Source organism: Wenjunlia vitaminophila DSM 41686 (assembly GCF_000380165.1).
Lineage (GTDB): Bacteria > Actinomycetota > Actinomycetes > Streptomycetales > Streptomycetaceae > Wenjunlia > Wenjunlia vitaminophila.
Genome location: NZ_KB904674.1, coordinates 36801 through 53402 on the forward strand (window position 1 = coordinate 36801; position 16602 = coordinate 53402).

Consider the following 16602-nt stretch of genomic DNA (forward strand, 5'->3'; position numbering starts at 1 on the left):
GGCGGAATTCCCGTCGCCCGTCGGCCGTTGCGTACCCTTCGTGGCCATGAGTGCTGGGACGAACGGTCCGCTGGGCCTGCGCGAGCGCAAGAAGAGGCAGATGCACCGGGCGATCTCGGACGCCGCGATCAGCCTGTTCCTGGAGCGGGGCTTCGACGGGGTGTCGGTGGCGGAGGTGGCCGACGCGGTGCAGATCTCCAAGCCGACCCTGTTCCGGTACTTCCCGACCAAGGAGGACCTGGTGCTGCACCGGTTCGCCGACCACGAGACGGAGGCGGGCTGGGTGGTGGCCGAGCGGCCCCCGGGGGAGTCGCCGCTGGGGGCGTTGCACGCCCACTTCCGTACCGGTCTGGACCGGCGGGACCCGGTGACCGGGCTGAACGACGATCCGGAGGTGCTGGCCTTCCACCGCCTGGTGTACGGGACGCCGAGCCTGGTGGCGAGGCTCTTCGCCTACCTGGGGCGCTCGGAGGAGGCGTTGGCGGGGGCGCTCACGGAGGCGGTCGCGGGCGGGGTGGAGCCATGTGTCGGTCGCACGGGCGCGCGGCTGGCCGCGGCGCAGGTCCTGGCGGTGCAGCGGGTGCTGGCGCAGGAGAACTGGCGACGGATCGCCGGCGGGGAGTCGGCGGACGCCGTCCACCCGGACGCGGTGGCGGCGGCCGACATCGCGTACGCGCAACTGCGGAACGGCGCCGGCGGCCTGTTCGCATGACGTTACTCAGTTAAATTCGTTACTTGGTTACGATATCTTGGGGGCATGAGGACACCTGATGAGGAGCTCGCCGAGGAGCGGGACTTCCACGAGGCGTGTCGCGCGGCGATGACCGGGATGGTGCGTGGCGCCGCGGAGCGCGTGATCACCGGAGAGGACGTCTCCGCCTCCGGGGCCGACGCCGAGGTCCTCGGCCGCCACCTGCGCAGCCGGGCGAAGGAGCTCGGGGAGCTGCCACGAACCCCGCTGTTCTTCGGCCGGCTCGACTTCGCCGACACCGCGGGGGCCGGGGAACACCGCGGCCAGAGCTACCACCTCGGCCGCCGCAGGATCAGCACCGACCCGTCCGCCCCTCCCCTCGTGGTGGACTGGCGGGCACCCGTCAGTCGGGCGTTCTACCAGGCGAGCGACCGGGACCCCCAGGGCGTCGCGGTCCGCAGGCGGTTCGGCTGGGCCCCCGGGAGCACGGGTGCCTCCGAGGACCTCACCAGCCTCGAGGACGAACACCTCGGTGCCGGCCGCGCACACGGCGGGAGCACCGTCGTGGCCGACGAGATCGGAAGGCCCCGCGTCGGGCCCATGCGGGACATCGCCGCCACCATCCAGCCGGACCAGGACGACCTGGTGCGCCAGGCGCTCGGCGAGTCGGTCTGCGTGCAGGGGGCACCCGGCACCGGCAAGACCGCGGTGGGGCTGCACCGTGCCGCGTACCTGCTGTACACCCACCCACAGCGCATCCAGCGCGGCGGGCTGCTCGTCCTCGGCCCGAACCGCGCGTTCCTGAGGTACATCTCCCAGGTCCTGCCCTCCCTCGGCGAGGTCGGCGTCCGGCAGTCCACCCTGGACGAGGAGATAGCCCGCGTCCCGGTGCGGGCGCAGGACGAGGAAGCCGCCGCGGTGGTCAAGCACGACGCCCGGATGGCCGCGGTGCTGCGACGCGCCCTGTTCGGCAGGATCGCCCCGCCCGCCGCCCCCGTCGTCGTGCCCGACGGGTCGTACCGCTGGCGGATCAGCGTCGCGGACCTGGAACGGGTCGTCAACGAGGTGCGTGCCGAGGAGCCCCCCTACGCGGTGGGGCGGGAGCGGGTGCGCAACCGCATCGTGGCGCTGCTCCAACGGCAGGCGGAACGCCGCGCCGGCCCCCCGAGCAACGAGTGGCTGCGCCGGATGGGACGGGCCAGGGCGGTCTCGGGTTGCGTGGACCAGGTGTGGCCCAAGGCCAACCCGGAGGAGGTCGTCGCGTCGCTCCTCGCCGACCCCGACGCCCTGGCCGCGGCGGCGCAGGGGGTGCTGGACCCCGACGAGCAGCGGGCCGTGCTCTGGCGCAGACCGCCGCGCTCCTTCCGGAGCGCCCGCTGGTCCCCGGCCGACCTGGTGCTCCTCGACGAGGTCGCCGGTCTCGTGGAGCGTCCCCCGGGCTACGGGCACGTGGTGGTGGACGAGGCCCAGGACCTCTCCCCGATGCAGTGCCGGGCCGTCGCCCGCCGGGCGGAGTTCGGCTCGGTCACGGTCCTCGGCGACCTGGCGCAGGGCACCACCCCGTGGGCGGCCCGGGACTGGGCCGAGCACCTGGCGCACCTCGGCAAGCCGGACGCCTCGGTGACCCCGCTGACCATGGGTTTCCGGGTCCCTGCGGCGATCGTGGAGCTCGCCAACCGACTCGCCGGGGAGCTCGACGTCCGGGTCCCTCCCGCACGTTCGCTGCGCCGTGACGGGGAGTTGGCGGTGCGGCAGGTCGCCGACCTGCCCTCGGCGACGGTCCGTGCGGTCCTGGCGGCCCTGGCGCACGAGGGGTCGGTGGGGGTGATCGCCGACGGGTCCGCGGTGGCGGGCCTCCGGGCGGCGTTGGCGGCGGCCGGGGTGGACACCGCCGACGTGGACGCCCAGGACGCCGCGGCACCGCGGGTCACGGTGCTGCCCGCGGGTGCGGCCAAGGGCCTGGAGTACGACCACGTGATCGTGGTGGAGCCGGCGGCCATCGTCGCCGCGGAGGCCAGGGGGATGAACCGCCTGTACGTGGTGCTGACCAGGGCCGTGTCCCGCCTCGACGTCCTGCACCACCGGCCGTTGCCCGCCGCGCTGACGGGCTGAACGCGGCCCTCCGCCCCGGCCGGGGATTCTCAGGCCGTGGCGGAGGGGGGCACCGCCGCCGGTGCGGCCGGGTCCGGCGGGGGTGGCGGGTGCCCGCTCGGCGCGACGTCGGGGGCCACCAGGCTGCGGATCACCGGGCCGGCCAGCCGCAGGACGTCCTCCAGGTCGGCTCCGGCCAGGTCCGGGGTGCGCAGGAGGTACCGGTGGGTGGCGATCCCGACCATCATGGCGCTGGCCATCGCGGCGCGCAGCCGCGCGTCCTGCGCCCGAATCGTTTCCGCGACCGGTCCGATGGCCTGCTCGGTGACGTGGCGGTTGAGCAACTCCGCGGCCTCGTCACTGGTCATGCTGGTACGCAGCAGCACCGCCATGGGGCTGTCCGGGTCGGCGGCCCAGCTCGCCATCATCCCGCGCAGGTAGTTGTCCACGGTGCGCACCGGGTCGGGCGTGGTCAGCTCAGCGATGGGAATGGTCCAGTGCACGGCTTCCCGGAACAGCTCCTGCTTGGTCCCGAAGTACTGGATGACCGACGACTTGTCGACACCGGCGTCGGCGGCGATGGCGCGGATGGTGGCCCGGTCGTAACCGACCTGGGCGAACCTGCGGCGGGCGGCCTGGAGGATGCGCCGGCGGGTCCGTTCCCCCTTGCGCTCCGGGCGGGGTGCCCCGGGGTTCGCGCCGTGCGCGGGGGCTGGGGCCGCCGGGAGCGGTGGGTCCCCGGGGACGTCCGGGGAAACCGGGGGTGCTGCGTCAGGTGCGCCGGTCAACGTCGGTCTCCTCTCCCCAACGGGCTTCGATGGTACAAACACCCCAGAAAACGGAGGGAACGGCTGGCCGGGTGACACGGTCAGCCGCTCCCCCCGGGTGGCGGTCAGGCGGCTGCCGCCGGGTCCTGCTCCCGGTCGGACTTCTGCTTCCCCATGGTGATCACGGTCAACGCGACCACCATGCCGGCCAGGAACAGCACGGCTGACACCGCGAACGCCGTGGTGTAGCCGTGGGTGAGCGCCTCGCTGGCCCTGTGCACCAGGCCGGAGTCATGGGTCTTGACGCCCTTGAAGAACGCCTCGTTGGCGTGTTCCATCCGGTCGTCGGTGGCCAGGGTGCACAGGGTGGACAGGACGGCGAGCCCCAGCGCGCCGCCGATCTGGTGGGCGGTGTTGAACAGGGCCGAGGCGATGCCGGCGTCCCGCTGGGTGACCCCGCGCACCGCGCCCAGCATCATCGGCAGGAAGGTCAGGCCGAGGCCGAGCGCGGTGACGAACATGGCCGGCATCAGGTGGGTGACGTAGGACGAGTCGGTGTCCAACGTGCTGAACAAGTACATGCCGACGGCGGCCAGGAGGAGCCCGGGCCCGGCCAGCAGCCGGGGGGCGACATGGGCGCTGGCCTTCGAGGCCACGGCGGCCATCAGGGACATGCCGATGCTGAACGGCAGGTAGGACAGGCCGGTCTCCAGCGGGCTGTAGCCCAGGATGCGCTGGGTGTAGAGCGTCATGAAGTAGAACGCCGAGAACATTCCGGCCGCGGCGCACAGCGTGGTCACATAGGCGCCCGCGCGGCTGCGGTCGCGGAGCAGGCGCAGCGGCAGCATCGGGTTCGCGACCCGGTTCTGGATCACCAGGAACGTCACCAACAGCACCACGGCGAGGGCGAACGCGCCCACGGTCAGGGTGTCGGTCCAGCCGTCCTCCCCGCCCCGGGTGATCGCGTACACCAGGGAGACCAGGCCGGTGGTGCCGGTGATCGCCCCGGGGAGGTCGAGCCGCCCCTGCCTGCGGGCGCCGTCGACCAGCACCCTCGTGCCGGCCAGGACCGCCACCCCCACCGGTACGTTGATGTACAGCACCCACCGCCAGTCCACGTCGGTGAGGATGCCGCCGAGCAGCATGCCGGTCGTGGAGCCGACGCCGGCCATGGCGGCGTACACGCCCATGGCGCGGTTGCGTGGCTTGCCCTCGGGGAAGGTCGTGGCGATCAGGGAGAGCGCGGTGGGCGCCGCGATGGCCGCGCCGACGCCCTGGAGCACCCGCGCGGCCAGCAGCATCTCGAAGCTGTTGGAGAGGCCGCCGAGCAGCGAGGCGAGGGTGAAGACGGAGATGCCGACGCGCAGGACCCGACGGCGGCCGAACAGGTCACCGGCTCTGCCGCCGAGCAGCAGCAGGCCGCCGAAGGCCAGGGCGTAGGCGTTGACGACCCAGGAGAGGTTGGCGACGGAGACGTCGAGGTCCTCTTGGATGCTGGGCAGGGCTATGTTCATGATCGTGCCGTCCAGCACGACCATGAGCTGGGTGGTCGCGATGACCAGCAGGGCTATGCCCAGGTGTTGCGGGGCTACGGAGTCGGACGCTGCCTCTGTGGGGGGCGCCGATGAACCCTCAGGCCCGGTGTCAAGTGACATGTGGTTCTCCAGGTGCTCCAGATACTCCAGTGGGCTCAGGGCCCGGGCGTCGGAGGAGGCGCCTAGCTGGAAGTAGACATGTGTTGACTTTTCAATGGGCGAGTCTAGCGCTGCTCGCTTGGCGGTTGACTCCCCGTGCCGCCCGGGCCGGCGGCCGGGCGGCACGGGGGGTGCGGGTGCCCCCGGGGAGCGTGCGCACCAGGGGCGTTGGGGGCAGGGCGTCACGCCCGCGCGCTCCAGGGACGAGGGCCCGGTCCGGCCGGCCGTGTTCCCGGCGGGGTCGGCGACCGCGGTTCAGCGTGGCGTCAGGCTCGAGTCCCGGACCACCAGTTCGGGCTGGAGGAGCACGTTGCGGTGCCGGTGCTGTTCCGCGTCCGGGCCGGTCTCCTCGAGCAGCAGTTCCGCGGCCATCCTCCCCATGGTCACCGCCGGCTGCCGCACCGACGTCAGGGGGACCGCCGCCGCCGCGGCGAACTCGATGTCGTCGTACCCGACCAGGGCCAGGTCCCCCGGCACGTGCACCCCGGCGGCGAACAGCGACTGCAACACGCCGAGGGCCAGCAGGTCGTTGGCGCAGAACACCGCGGTGACCGAGGGCCTGAGGCCGAGCAGCCGGGAGCCGGCGTCGCGGCCCGCGGCCACGTCGAGCCGTTCGGTGGGCAGCTCGACCAGGGACTCCGGCGGCAGGCCGGCTTCGGCCAGGGCCCGCAGCGCGCCCTCGCGCCGGTCCCTGACCTGCTGGAGATGGCCGGGACCGCTGACGTAGGCGATGGTGGTGTGTCCCGCGGAGACCAGGTGCCGGGCGGCCAGGGCACCCCCCGCGACGTCGTCCACCGCCACCGAGCACGTGGTGTCGTCGATGGTCTGCCGATCCACCAGGACGAACGGTATGCCGTGCCGGGCGAACGAGGCGAGGTTGTTGCCGCTTCCGTCGGCCGGGGTGATCAGAACCCCGCGCACCCGCTGTTCCGCGAACAGCGAGAGGTACTCGGCCTCCTCGGACGGGCTCTGGGCGCTGTTGCACACCATCACCCCCAGGCCGGCTTCGCGGGCGGCCCGCTCGGCGCCGCGGGCGACGTCGACGAAGAAGGGGTTGCCCATGTCCAGGACCAGCAGCGCCATGATCCGGCTCAGCCCGGCCCGCAACTGGCGGGCGGACTCACTGCGCACGTAGCCGAGCCGGTCGATCGCTGTCTGGACCCGCGCCCGAGTCTGCGGCGAGACCATGTCGGGGTGGTTGATCACGTTGGACACGGTGCCCACCGACACACCGGCGTGCCGCGCCACGTCCTTGATCCCCACCATGCGTCCCATGTGTCCCGTCCAGCCGGCCATCGTGAGTGGGTCGGTGACCGGGGGGTCACCGGAGAGCGTTCATGGTATGCCGTCCGGCGCCGGGCACGCCCACTCGACGCCGTGACAGGGCCAGCGAGACCGCCGGCCCGTGGGCCCGCACTGAGTGAAATGTTTCAATAGAAATGGGGCGCCGGGGGAGTCGTCGAGGTCTCGCCACTGTGCTTGCACTGTTTTCCTTGGGAGCTTGCCCCCTACTTGACGATGAAGCGCGCGGGGGATAATTATTTGTGAAACGATTCATTGAAGTGAGGGGACTCGCCCCCTTATCAGGGCGTTTCGCCCACCCCACGACGACTGCTCGCCGGCCCGGACACCGGGGCCCGGACACCAGAGGTGGCCATGTCTGACCTTTCGGCCGCGAAGGCCGCGCTGAAGTCCCAGCGCATCGAGACGCCCTCGTGGGCGTATGCCAACTCGGGGACCAGGTTCAAGGTGTTCGCCCAGAAGGGGGTGCCCCGCACCCCCCAGGAGAAGCTCGACGACGCCGCACGCGTCCAGGAGGTCACCGGCGTCGCCCCCGTCGTGGCCCTGCACATCCCGTGGGACCGGGTGGACGACTACGCCGCGCTGGCCCGTCACGCCGAGGACCTCGGGCTGCGGGTGGGCGCGATCAACTCCAACGTGTTCCAGGACGACGACTACAGGCTCGGCTCGGTCACCAACCCGGACCCCGCGGTGCGGCGCAAGGCGGTGGACCACCTCCTGGAGTGCGTGGACATCATGGACGCGACCGGGTCCCGGGACCTGAAGCTGTGGTTCTCCGACGGGACCAACTACCCCGGGCAGGACGACATCGTGGCCCGCCAGGACCGGCTGGCCGAGGCCCTCGCCGAGGTCTATGCCAGGCTCGGGGACGACCAGCGGATGCTGCTCGAGTACAAGCTGTTCGAGCCGGCCTTCTACGCCACCGACGTGCCGGACTGGGGCACCGCCTACGCGCACTGCCGCGCACTGGGCCCCAAGGCCCAGGTGGTCGTGGACACCGGGCACCACGCCCCGGGGACCAACATCGAGTTCATCGTCGCCGTGCTGCTGCGCGAGGGGAAGCTCGGAGGGTTCGACTTCAACTCCCGCTTCTACGCCGACGACGACCTCATGGTGGGCGCGGCCGACCCGTTCCAGCTCTTCCGGATCATGTTCGAGGTGATCCGCGGTGGGGGGCTGGGCCCCGACACCGCGTTCATGCTCGACCAGTGCCACAACATCGAGCCCAAGATCCCGGCGATCATCCGTTCGGTGATGAACGTCCAGGAGGCCACCGCCAAGGCACTGCTGGTCGACGTCCCCGCGCTGCGGGAGGCACAGCGCACCGGCGACGTGCTCGGGGCGAACGCCGTGCTGATGGACGCGTACAACACCGACGTGCGCCCGCTGCTCGCCGAGGTCCGCGAGGAGATGGGCCTGGACCCGGACCCGATCGCGGCGTACCGCCGCTCGGGATGGGCGGAACGCATCGTCGCCGAGCGCGTCGGCGGCACCCAGGCCGGCTGGGGCGCCTAGGGCCTGACCGAACCCCGCACCGCCCCCGCCCCCGCCGGTCGGTACCGCCCGGCCCCCCGACCGGCACGGGCCGCCCCCGATCCCCGCAGCCCGGCCCCGTCGCAGCCCGGCCCCCGTCGCGGCCGGGCCCACCCCCGTCCGGTCCCTTACCGCGAAGGAACCCTCCACCATGAGCATCCACCCCGAGGTCGCCGCCCTGCTGGACCGCGCCCACCGGATCGGCGCCGACCCCCGCAACACCAACTACGCCGGCGGCAACGCCTCGGCCAAGGGCACCGCCACCGACCCGGTGACCGGCGCCGACACCGAGCTGATGTGGGTCAAGGGCTCCGGCGGCGACCTGGGCACCCTCACCGAGCCCGGACTCGCCGTGCTCCGCATGGACCGGCTCCGTGCCCTGGTGGAGGTCTACCCCGGGGTGGAGCGGGAGGACGAGATGGTCGCGGCCTTCGACTACTGCCTGCACGGCAAGGGCGGGGCCGCCCCGTCCATCGACACGGCCATGCACGGCCTGGTCAACGCCGCCCACGTGGACCACCTGCACCCCGACTCCGGCATCGCCCTGGCCTGCGCGGCCGACGGCGAGGCACTGACCAAGGAGTGCTTCGGCGAGCGCGTCGCCTGGGTGCCCTGGCGCCGCCCCGGCTTCCAGCTCGGCCTGGACATCGCCGCCATCAAGGAGGCCAACCCGCAGGCAGTCGGAGTGATCCTCGGCGGCCACGGCATCACCGCGTGGGGCGACACCGCGGAGGAGTGCGAACGCAACTCCCTGTGGATCATCCGCACCGCGGAGGCGTTCCTGACCGAGCGCGGCGCGGCCGAGCCCTTCGGCGACGTCATCCCCGGCTACCAGGCGCTGGGCGACGACGAGCGCCGCGAGCGCGCCGCCGCCCTGGCCCCGCTCGTCCGCGGCCTCGCCTCCACCGACCACCACCAGGTCGGCCACTTCAACGACGACCCGGCCGTGCTGGAGTTCCTCTCCCGCGCCGAGCACCCCCGGCTGGCCGCACTGGGCACCTCCTGCCCCGACCACTTCCTGCGCACCAAGGTCCGCCCCCTCGTCCTCGACCTCCCGCCGACCACCCCGCTGGACCAGGTGGCGGAGCGGCTCAGGGAACTCCACCGGGAGTACCGGGACGAGTACGCCGCCTACTACCAGCGGCACGCCACGCCCGACTCGCCCGCGATGCGCGGCGCCGACCCGGCGATCGTGCTGGTGCCCGGCGTGGGGATGTTCTCGTTCGGCAAGAACAAGCAGACCGCGCGGGTGGCCGGCGAGTTCTACCTGAACGCCGTCAACGTGATGCGCGGCGCCGAGGCGGTCTCCCGTTACGCCCCGATCGAGGAGTCCGAGAAGTTCCGCATCGAGTACTGGACGCTCGAGGAGGCCAAGCTCCGGCGGCTCCCCAGGCCCAGGCCCCTGGCCACCCGGGTCGCCCTGGTCACGGGCGCCGGGTCCGGCATCGGCCGCGCCACCGCCCAGCGGCTGGCCGCCGAGGGCGCCTGCGTGGTCGTCGCCGACCTCAACGGCGCCAACGCCGAAGCCGTCGCCGCGGAGCTCGGGGGCCCGGACACCGCCGTGGCCGTCACCGTGGACGTCACCTCCGAGGAACAGATCACCGAGGCGTTCCGGGCGGCGGCGCTCGCCTTCGGCGGCGTCGACCTCGTGGTCAACAACGCCGGCATCTCCATCTCCAAGCCGCTCCTGGAGACCACCGTCGCCGACTGGGACCTCCAGCACGACATCATGGCCCGCGGTTCCTTCCTGGTCTCCCGCGAGGCCGCCCGGGTGATGATCCAGCAGGGCCTGGGTGGGGACATCGTCTACATCGCCTCCAAGAACGGCGTGTTCGCCGGGCCCAACAACATCGCCTACGGCGCCACCAAGGCCGACCAGGCACACCAGGTGCGTCTCCTCGCCGCGGAGCTCGGCGAACACGGCATCCGGGTCAACGGAATCAACCCCGACGGCGTCGTCCGCGGCTCGGGCATCTTCGCCGGGGGGTGGGGCGCCAAGCGCGCCGCGGTCTACGGGGTCGAGGAGGCCAAGCTCGGCGAGTACTACGCCCAGCGCACCCTGCTCAAGCGGGAGGTCCTGCCGGAGCACGTGGCCGCGGCGGTCTTCGCGCTCACCGGCGGCAACCTCACCCACACCACCGGGCTGCACATTCCGGTGGACGCCGGGGTGGCGGCGGCGTTCCTGCGCTGAGACGCGGGGCGGGCTCCCCCCTCGTGCCGGACCCGATCCACACGAGCCCGGACCACCCCGCCCCGCCGTCCCACCACCTCCACCCGCTCGCCCCGCCCCCGTCTCGTCTCACCCCGCCGAGGTCCGCCGCCATGCCCACCACCCCATCCGCCACCGGGTTCGCCGCGGCGGACCTCGGCGCCACCAGCGGGCGCGTCGTCCTCGGCCGGGTCGGCCCCGACACCCTCGACCTCACCGAGGTGCACCGCTTCGCCAACACCCCCGTACGGCTCCCCGGCGCCCTGCACTGGGACGTCCTCGCCCTCTACCAGGGCGTGCTCGACGGCCTGCGCCGGGCCGCCCGTGCGGCCCTGCCCGCCGGACGGGGGGAGCTGCGTTCCATCGGCATCGACAGCTGGGCGGTGGACTACGGGCTGCTGGACGCCAACGGCGCGCTGCTCGGCAACCCCCACCACTACCGCGACCAGCGCACCGAGGACGCCGCCGCGGCGGTCCACGCCGTCGTCCCCGCGCCGGAGCTCTACCGCGTCACCGGCCTCCAGCACCTCCCGTTCAACACCGTCTTCCAGCTCGCCGCCGCCCAGGGCACCGCCCAGCTCCCTGCCGCCCGGACCCTGCTGCTCATCCCCGACCTGCTCACCCACTGGCTCACCGGAAGCGTCGGCGCGGAGATCACCAACGCCTCGACCACCGGGCTCTTCGACGCCCGCCGCGGCACCTGGTCGACCGAGCTGTTCGCCCGCCTCGGCTGGGATCCCGAACTGCTCCCGCCGCTGCGCAGTCCCGGCGACCACGCCGGGACCCTGTTGCCCCACGTGGCGACGTACACCGGGCTGCCGCCGTCCACCAGCGTCACCACCGTCGCCTCACACGACACCGCCTCAGCGGTGGCGGCCGTTCCCGCCACCGAACCCGGTTTCGCCTACGTCTCCTGCGGCACCTGGTCCCTCGTCGGCCTGGAACTGGACGCGCCCGTGCTCAGCGAGGCCTCCCGCCGGGCGAACTTCACCAACGAGCGCGGCATCGACGGCACCATCCGGTACCTGCGGAACATCATGGGGATGTGGCTGCTCGAGGAGTGCCGCCGGGTCTGGGACAGCCAGGGCGTCCCCTCCGACCTGCCCGCCCTGCTGGCGGAAGCCTCCCGGGCCCGCCCGTTCGCCGCACTGATCGACCCCGAAGCCCCCGAGTTCCTGCCGCCGGGGGACATGCCCCGCCGCATAGCCGAGCACTGCGCACGGACCGGCCAGCGCCCGCCGGGCTCCCCGGGCGAGACGGTGCGCTGCATCCTGGAGAGCCTCGCCCTGGCCCACCGCCGCACGGTCAGGGAGGCCGCCCGCCTCGCCGACCGCGACGTCACGCACATCCACCTGGTGGGCGGCGGCAGTCGCAACGAACTGCTGTGCCAGTTCACCGCGGACGCCACCGGCCTGCCGGTCATCGCGGGCCCCACCGAGGCCACCGCGTTGGGTAACGTCCTGGTGCAGGCCAGGGCGCACGGTCTGGTCGGCGACCGTGACCAGATGCGGCACCTGGTCGCCGCCACCCAACGGGTGCGCCGCTACGTTCCCCAGGGAAACCTGACGGCGTGGGACGCGGCGGACCGCCGGGTGGCCTCCGGCTGACCCACGCCGCCCGCGCCGCGGTCCTGGCTTGACCGCCACCGCCAACGTCCCTCCGTGTCATAACGTGTTCGGGTGAAGCGCCATCCGTGACATTGACGGGTGGCGGGGGTGAGATGGGGGGATTCGGATGACGTTCCGGGAACACGTCGCTGCGTTACGGGCGGGGACCGGCGATCCCCGGGCACTGGTGGGGGAGTTCCGGCGCACGGCGGTCCTGGTGCCGGTCACCACCGACGGGTTGCTCGCCGCCCGGTACCGCGACATCCGCTGGCTCTACGCGTTCACCGACGAACCGGCGCTCGCCCGGTTCGCCCTGGCAGCGGGGACCGGGCCCAGCGAGGAGTGGGAGTACCGCACCGTCCTCGGCGCACGGCTCCTGGACACGGTGATCCCCTCCCTCGACGGCCCCACCGGGATCGTGGTGGACGCGGCCGACACGGAGAACTCCATGACGTTCCCGCCGGTGCGCGGCATCGTTCCGGACGCGGTCGCCCTGGACGGACCCTTCCCGACGGACCGGGAGGCGGGGCAGTGAGCGGAGGCAACGAGGACCTGGCAGCCGACCCGCAGGCGCTGCGGCAGATCACCCTCGGACTGCGTGGAGCCATCAACGAGCTCAGGGACATCGGCACCGACCCCGACGCGCTGATGGGCGCCGGCTTCGAGAAGCTCCAGTTGACCGGCATGGAGGCCGGCCACAAGGGCGTGGCCGACGACTTCGAGGACTTCTGCGAACGGTGGGAGTGGGGCGTTCGTGCCCTGGTCCAGGACGCCAACGAACTCGCCCGTCGGGTGAACCTCGCCGCCGGAATGACCTGGGAGAACGAGCGGTACATCAAGAACACCGTGAAGATCGTCGGCAATGCCGCGGTCGGCGACCCGTACCGGACGGAGGAGGAGGTCGCCAACACCCGCGTGGGCGACCTGTTCGATGCCGACACCTACCGCCCCGACTACAGCTCCGAGTCCTTCCGGCCCCAACCCGACGAGAGCGGCATGCGCCCGGGCCCCGGCGCCACCCCAGCACCGCGTGAGGACGAGCGCTGATGGGTCTGGGTCCCTTCGACGCGGGTGACCTCATTCCCGACCCGGTCGAGGACGCGGTGGAGGCGGGCAAGGAGAAGGCGGGGGAGGGGGTTGACTGGGCGGGGGACAAGGCCGCGGGCGGTCTGGACCGTGCGGGGTTCGATGGTGCCGCGGATCGTGTGCGGGCGGTGTCGGATTCGGCGGCGAACCGGTTGGGTGCCGCGGCCGACGAACTGGACCTGGGGCAGACGGAGGACTCGCGGCGGCTGGTCCACGGCAGTGTGAGCAGGATTCGTTCAACGGTGTCCCACCTGCGCGACTTCCAGTCGGCGTTCGAGCGGGTGGGCACCGGCCTGCGGAACGTGGACTCGGGTGCGTGGCGGGGGCGGACGGCGGAGGCGTTCCGGGAGCGGGCGGCGGGGGAGCCCAGCAAGTGGTTCACGGCGGCGGACGCGTGTGAGCGGGCGGCTGACGCGTTGGAGCGGTTCGCCGAGACCGTGGAGTGGGCGCAGGGGCGTGCTGCGGACGCGGTGGAGCTGTGGCGGGCGGCGCAGGCCGATTCACGGACGGCGCGGTCGGAGCACGACCGGGCGGTGCGGGAGTTCGACGCGGCATCGACGGTGTACGCGTTCGCGGTGCAGCGGGGCGAGGACCCGGGAACGAAGCCGGTGAAGCCCGGGGAGTTCGTAGATCCGGGGGATGAGGGGCGGCGGGCGGCGCGGGAGTTGTTGGGTGACGCGCGGCGGCAGCGTGACGCCGCGGCACAGGAGGCGCGGTCGGCGATCGCGGCGGCGGCTGACCTGGCTCCGGCGAAGCCGTCGTACGCCGAGCAGGTCAGGGATGGTTTCACGGGTCTGAATCTGGACGCGTTGCATTTCACGGGTGGGGTGGCCAAGGGCGGGGCGGGGTTGTTGAACTTCGCGAAGAGTTTGAACCCGCTGGATCCATACAACCTGACTCATCCTGGGGATTTCACGACCAACCTGAACCGTACGGCGTTTGATCTCGCCAACGCTGCGCGGCATCCGGTCGCGACGGGGGAGCGGATGGTGGATCAGTTCCTTGCGGATCCGGCGGAGGGTGCGGGGCGGATGGTGCCGGAGTTGTTGGGGACCAAGGGTGCGGGGTCGGCGCGGACGGTGGTCGGTGCGGCGGGGCGCACGGCGCGGCGTGAAGCGCGGCGGATGGCTTCCGATGGTCCGTACAACCGGACCACGCCGCCTGGGGGCCGGGTGTGTAAGGGTGTGGACCCGATTGATCTGGCGACGGGGTTGATGTATCTGCCGCAGACGGATGTGGTGCTGCCGGGGACGTTGCCGTTGGTGTTCCGCCGGCATGTGGAGTCGGGGTACGCCGCTGGGCGCTGGTTCGGGCCGGCGTGGGCGTCCACGGTGGACCAGCACCTGGAGGTCGATGCCGAGGGTGTCGTCTTCTGTTCCGAAGACGGGTTGGTGTTGTCCTACCCGCATCCGGCGGTGGGCTTGAGCACGTTGCCGCAGGCTGGGCCGCGGTGGCCGTTGGAACGCACCCGGCAGGGGGACTACACGCTCACCGATCCGGACACCGGCCAGGTGCGGCACTTCACCGCCCCACCCGGCGGCGGTGACGGTGTGGCGGTGATCGACCAGATCACCGACCGTCACGGCAACTGGATCACCTTCGACCACACCCCCGAAGGCACCCCCGCGGCCATCACNCACCANGNCGGNTACCGACTGCGCTTCACCGTGGAAGACGACCGGATCACCGCCTTGTACCTGGTGGGTGCCGCCGTCGGCGGCACGGACCAGGAGGTGGTCAGGTACGGGTATGCGGGTGGGAACCTGTCCTCGGTCACCAACTCCAGNGGNCTGCCGTTGCGGTTCGCNTATGACGGGCGGGGGCGGTTGGTGTCGTGGAGGGACACCAACGACCGCNGCTACCACTACACCTACGACGACCGTGACCGATGTGTGGCCGCCGGCGGTGACGCCGGGCACCTGACGGTGACCCTGACCTACTCCGATCCTGACCCCGCCACGGGCACCACCACGACGACGGTCACCACACCCGAAGGGCACGCCACGCGGTATGTGGTCAACGCNCGTCGNCAGGTCATCGCNACCACCGACCCNCTGGGNNNNACCNNCCNCACNNNNTACGACGCCCAGGACCGGNTGACATCCCGCACCGACNCGCTCGGCCACACCACCNNCTACCGCTGGGANGACNCGGGGAACCTGGTGGGNGTGGTGCGCCCGGATGGNCGGGAGGCCACCGCCACCTACAACACCCTCGGCCTGCCCACCACCTTGGTCGGGTTCGACGGGNCGACCTGGCGGCAGGNGTTCGACGCCGCNGGCAACCGCACCTCGCTGACNGACCCNGCCGGCGCCACCACCCGCTTCACCCACANCGCCCAGGGCCACCTGACCGCGATCACNGANGCGTTAGGCCACACCACCCAGGTGGAGTGCAACACCGCGGGCTTACCCCTCGAGGTCACCGACCCCCTCGGCGCGANCACNCGCTGCNAGCGGGACATGTTCGGCCGTGTCACCTCCATCACTGACCCGTTAGGCAACACCACCCGCCTGACCTGGACCCTAGAAGGCAAACTCGCCGGTCGCACGAACCCCGATGGCGCTGCGGAGTCCTGGACGTACGACGGTGAGGGCAACTGTGTCTCCCACACCGACTCGGTCGGTGGGACCACCCGGTTTGAGTACACCCACTTCGANCTGCTGACCGCCCGCACGGGACCTGANGGTGTCCGGTANGAGTTCANCCACGACACGCACCTGCGGTTGACCCAGGTCACCAACCCCCAAGGCCTGACCTGGACCTACACCTACGANCCNGCGGGCCGCCTGACCTGCGAAACCGACTTCGANGANCGCACCATCACCTACACCCACANCCCNGCCGGCCANCTCGCCTCNCGCACCAACCCGCTGGGCGAAACCACCACCTACACCCACGACACCCTCGGCCGGNTCACTGGACAGGACGCCGGCGGTTGGCTGTCCACGTTCACCTACGACCCCGCCGGCCGCCTGGCCGAAGCCACCAATCCCGACACCGTGCTGATCTGGCGGCGAGATCGCGCCGGACGCATCACCTCAGAAACCTGCAACGGCCGCACCATCACCTTNNCCTACGACNNNNTNGGCCGNCGNANCCGCCGCATCACCCCCACCGGNGTGGAGACCACCTACACCTACGATGCCGCGGGCCNCCGCACCGGGTTGACCACCGCCGGNCACACCCTGACCTTCACCCACGACCCGNCCGGGCAAGAACTCACCCGCACCATCGACGACACCCTCACCCTNACCCACACCNACGATCCGGCAGGTCGNCTNACCGACCAGACCNTCACCGCACCCACCGGNCTCGCCCAACGCCGCACCTACACCTACCGNCCCGACGGCTACCTCCTNGGNATCGATGACCACCTCAACGGNCCCCGACGCTTCACCCTCGACCCCGTCGGCCGGGTCACNCACGTCACCGCCNNCAACTGGACCGAGACCTACACCTACGACCCCGCAGGCAACCAAACCACCGCCCACTGGCCCACCACCCACCCCCACCACCACACCACCGGCCCCCGCACCCACACCGGCACCCGCATCACCCAAGCCGGCCACACCCACTACCACCACGACCCCGCCGGCCGCACCACCCAACGCCGAACCAC

Annotated in this window: 11 protein-coding genes; 8 read left to right on the forward strand and 3 right to left on the reverse strand. The window is 72.1% G+C overall.

All coding sequences use genetic code 11. The features are described from left to right. Positions 1 to 46: 46 nt before the first annotated feature. Entirely contained in the window at positions 47 to 712 is a 666-nt protein-coding gene (locus A3IG_RS0115655) for a TetR/AcrR family transcriptional regulator (protein WP_026220299.1), read from the forward strand. 45 nt (positions 713 to 757) lie between these two features. Continuing rightward, complete coding sequence (locus tag A3IG_RS0115660) at positions 758 to 2803, forward strand: HelD family protein (protein ID WP_026220300.1); 2046 nt, start codon at positions 758 to 760, stop codon at positions 2801 to 2803. Between the two features lie 29 nt (positions 2804 to 2832). Here the strand turns inward: A3IG_RS0115660 and A3IG_RS29920 are convergent, their stop codons facing one another. From A3IG_RS29920 to A3IG_RS0115675, 3 genes are all read right to left on the reverse strand, one after another. Next, the gene (locus A3IG_RS29920; RefSeq protein WP_018384523.1) at positions 2833 to 3570 is read right to left on the reverse strand and encodes a TetR/AcrR family transcriptional regulator; all 738 of its coding nucleotides are present in this window, start codon (positions 3568 to 3570) and stop codon (positions 2833 to 2835) included. Between the two features lie 104 nt (positions 3571 to 3674). Then, a complete protein-coding gene (locus A3IG_RS0115670; RefSeq protein ID WP_018384524.1) occupies positions 3675 to 5204 on the reverse strand; it encodes an MFS transporter in 1530 nt (509 codons plus the stop codon). A gap of 294 nt (positions 5205 to 5498) precedes the next feature. Continuing rightward, positions 5499 to 6518: a LacI family DNA-binding transcriptional regulator gene (locus tag A3IG_RS0115675; protein WP_018384525.1), complete on the reverse strand. Its 1020-nt coding sequence runs from the start codon at positions 6516 to 6518 to the stop codon at positions 5499 to 5501. Positions 6519 to 6899: 381 nt separating this feature from the next. Between A3IG_RS0115675 and rhaI the strand changes: the two genes are divergently transcribed. The 6 genes from rhaI to A3IG_RS0115705 all read left to right on the forward strand — a co-directional run. Next, the gene (gene rhaI / locus A3IG_RS0115680) at positions 6900 to 8060 is read left to right on the forward strand and encodes an L-rhamnose isomerase (RefSeq protein ID WP_018384526.1); all 1161 of its coding nucleotides are present in this window, start codon (positions 6900 to 6902) and stop codon (positions 8058 to 8060) included. 169 nt (positions 8061 to 8229) lie between these two features. Further along, positions 8230 to 10269 carry a bifunctional rhamnulose-1-phosphate aldolase/short-chain dehydrogenase gene (locus tag A3IG_RS0115685; RefSeq protein ID WP_018384527.1) on the forward strand — a complete coding sequence of 680 codons (2040 nt, stop codon included), beginning with the start codon at positions 8230 to 8232 and terminating at the stop codon, positions 10267 to 10269. A 131-nt stretch (positions 10270 to 10400) separates the two neighbouring features. Beyond that, entirely contained in the window at positions 10401 to 11894 is a 1494-nt protein-coding gene (locus tag A3IG_RS0115690; protein ID WP_018384528.1) for a rhamnulokinase, read from the forward strand. Positions 11895 to 12021: 127 nt separating this feature from the next. Continuing rightward, positions 12022 to 12429 carry a hypothetical protein gene (locus tag A3IG_RS0115695; protein WP_018384529.1) on the forward strand — a complete coding sequence of 136 codons (408 nt, stop codon included), beginning with the start codon at positions 12022 to 12024 and terminating at the stop codon, positions 12427 to 12429. Then, positions 12426 to 12941, forward strand: coding sequence for a hypothetical protein (locus A3IG_RS29925; protein WP_018384530.1), 516 nt, complete (start codon positions 12426 to 12428; stop codon positions 12939 to 12941). Before A3IG_RS0115695 ends, A3IG_RS29925 begins: the two co-directional genes overlap by 4 nt. Further along, positions 12941 to 16602, forward strand: a 3662-nt coding sequence (locus A3IG_RS0115705) for a putative T7SS-secreted protein (protein ID WP_018384531.1), incomplete at its 3' end; no start/stop codon positions are given. The genes A3IG_RS29925 and A3IG_RS0115705, both read left to right, overlap by 1 nt.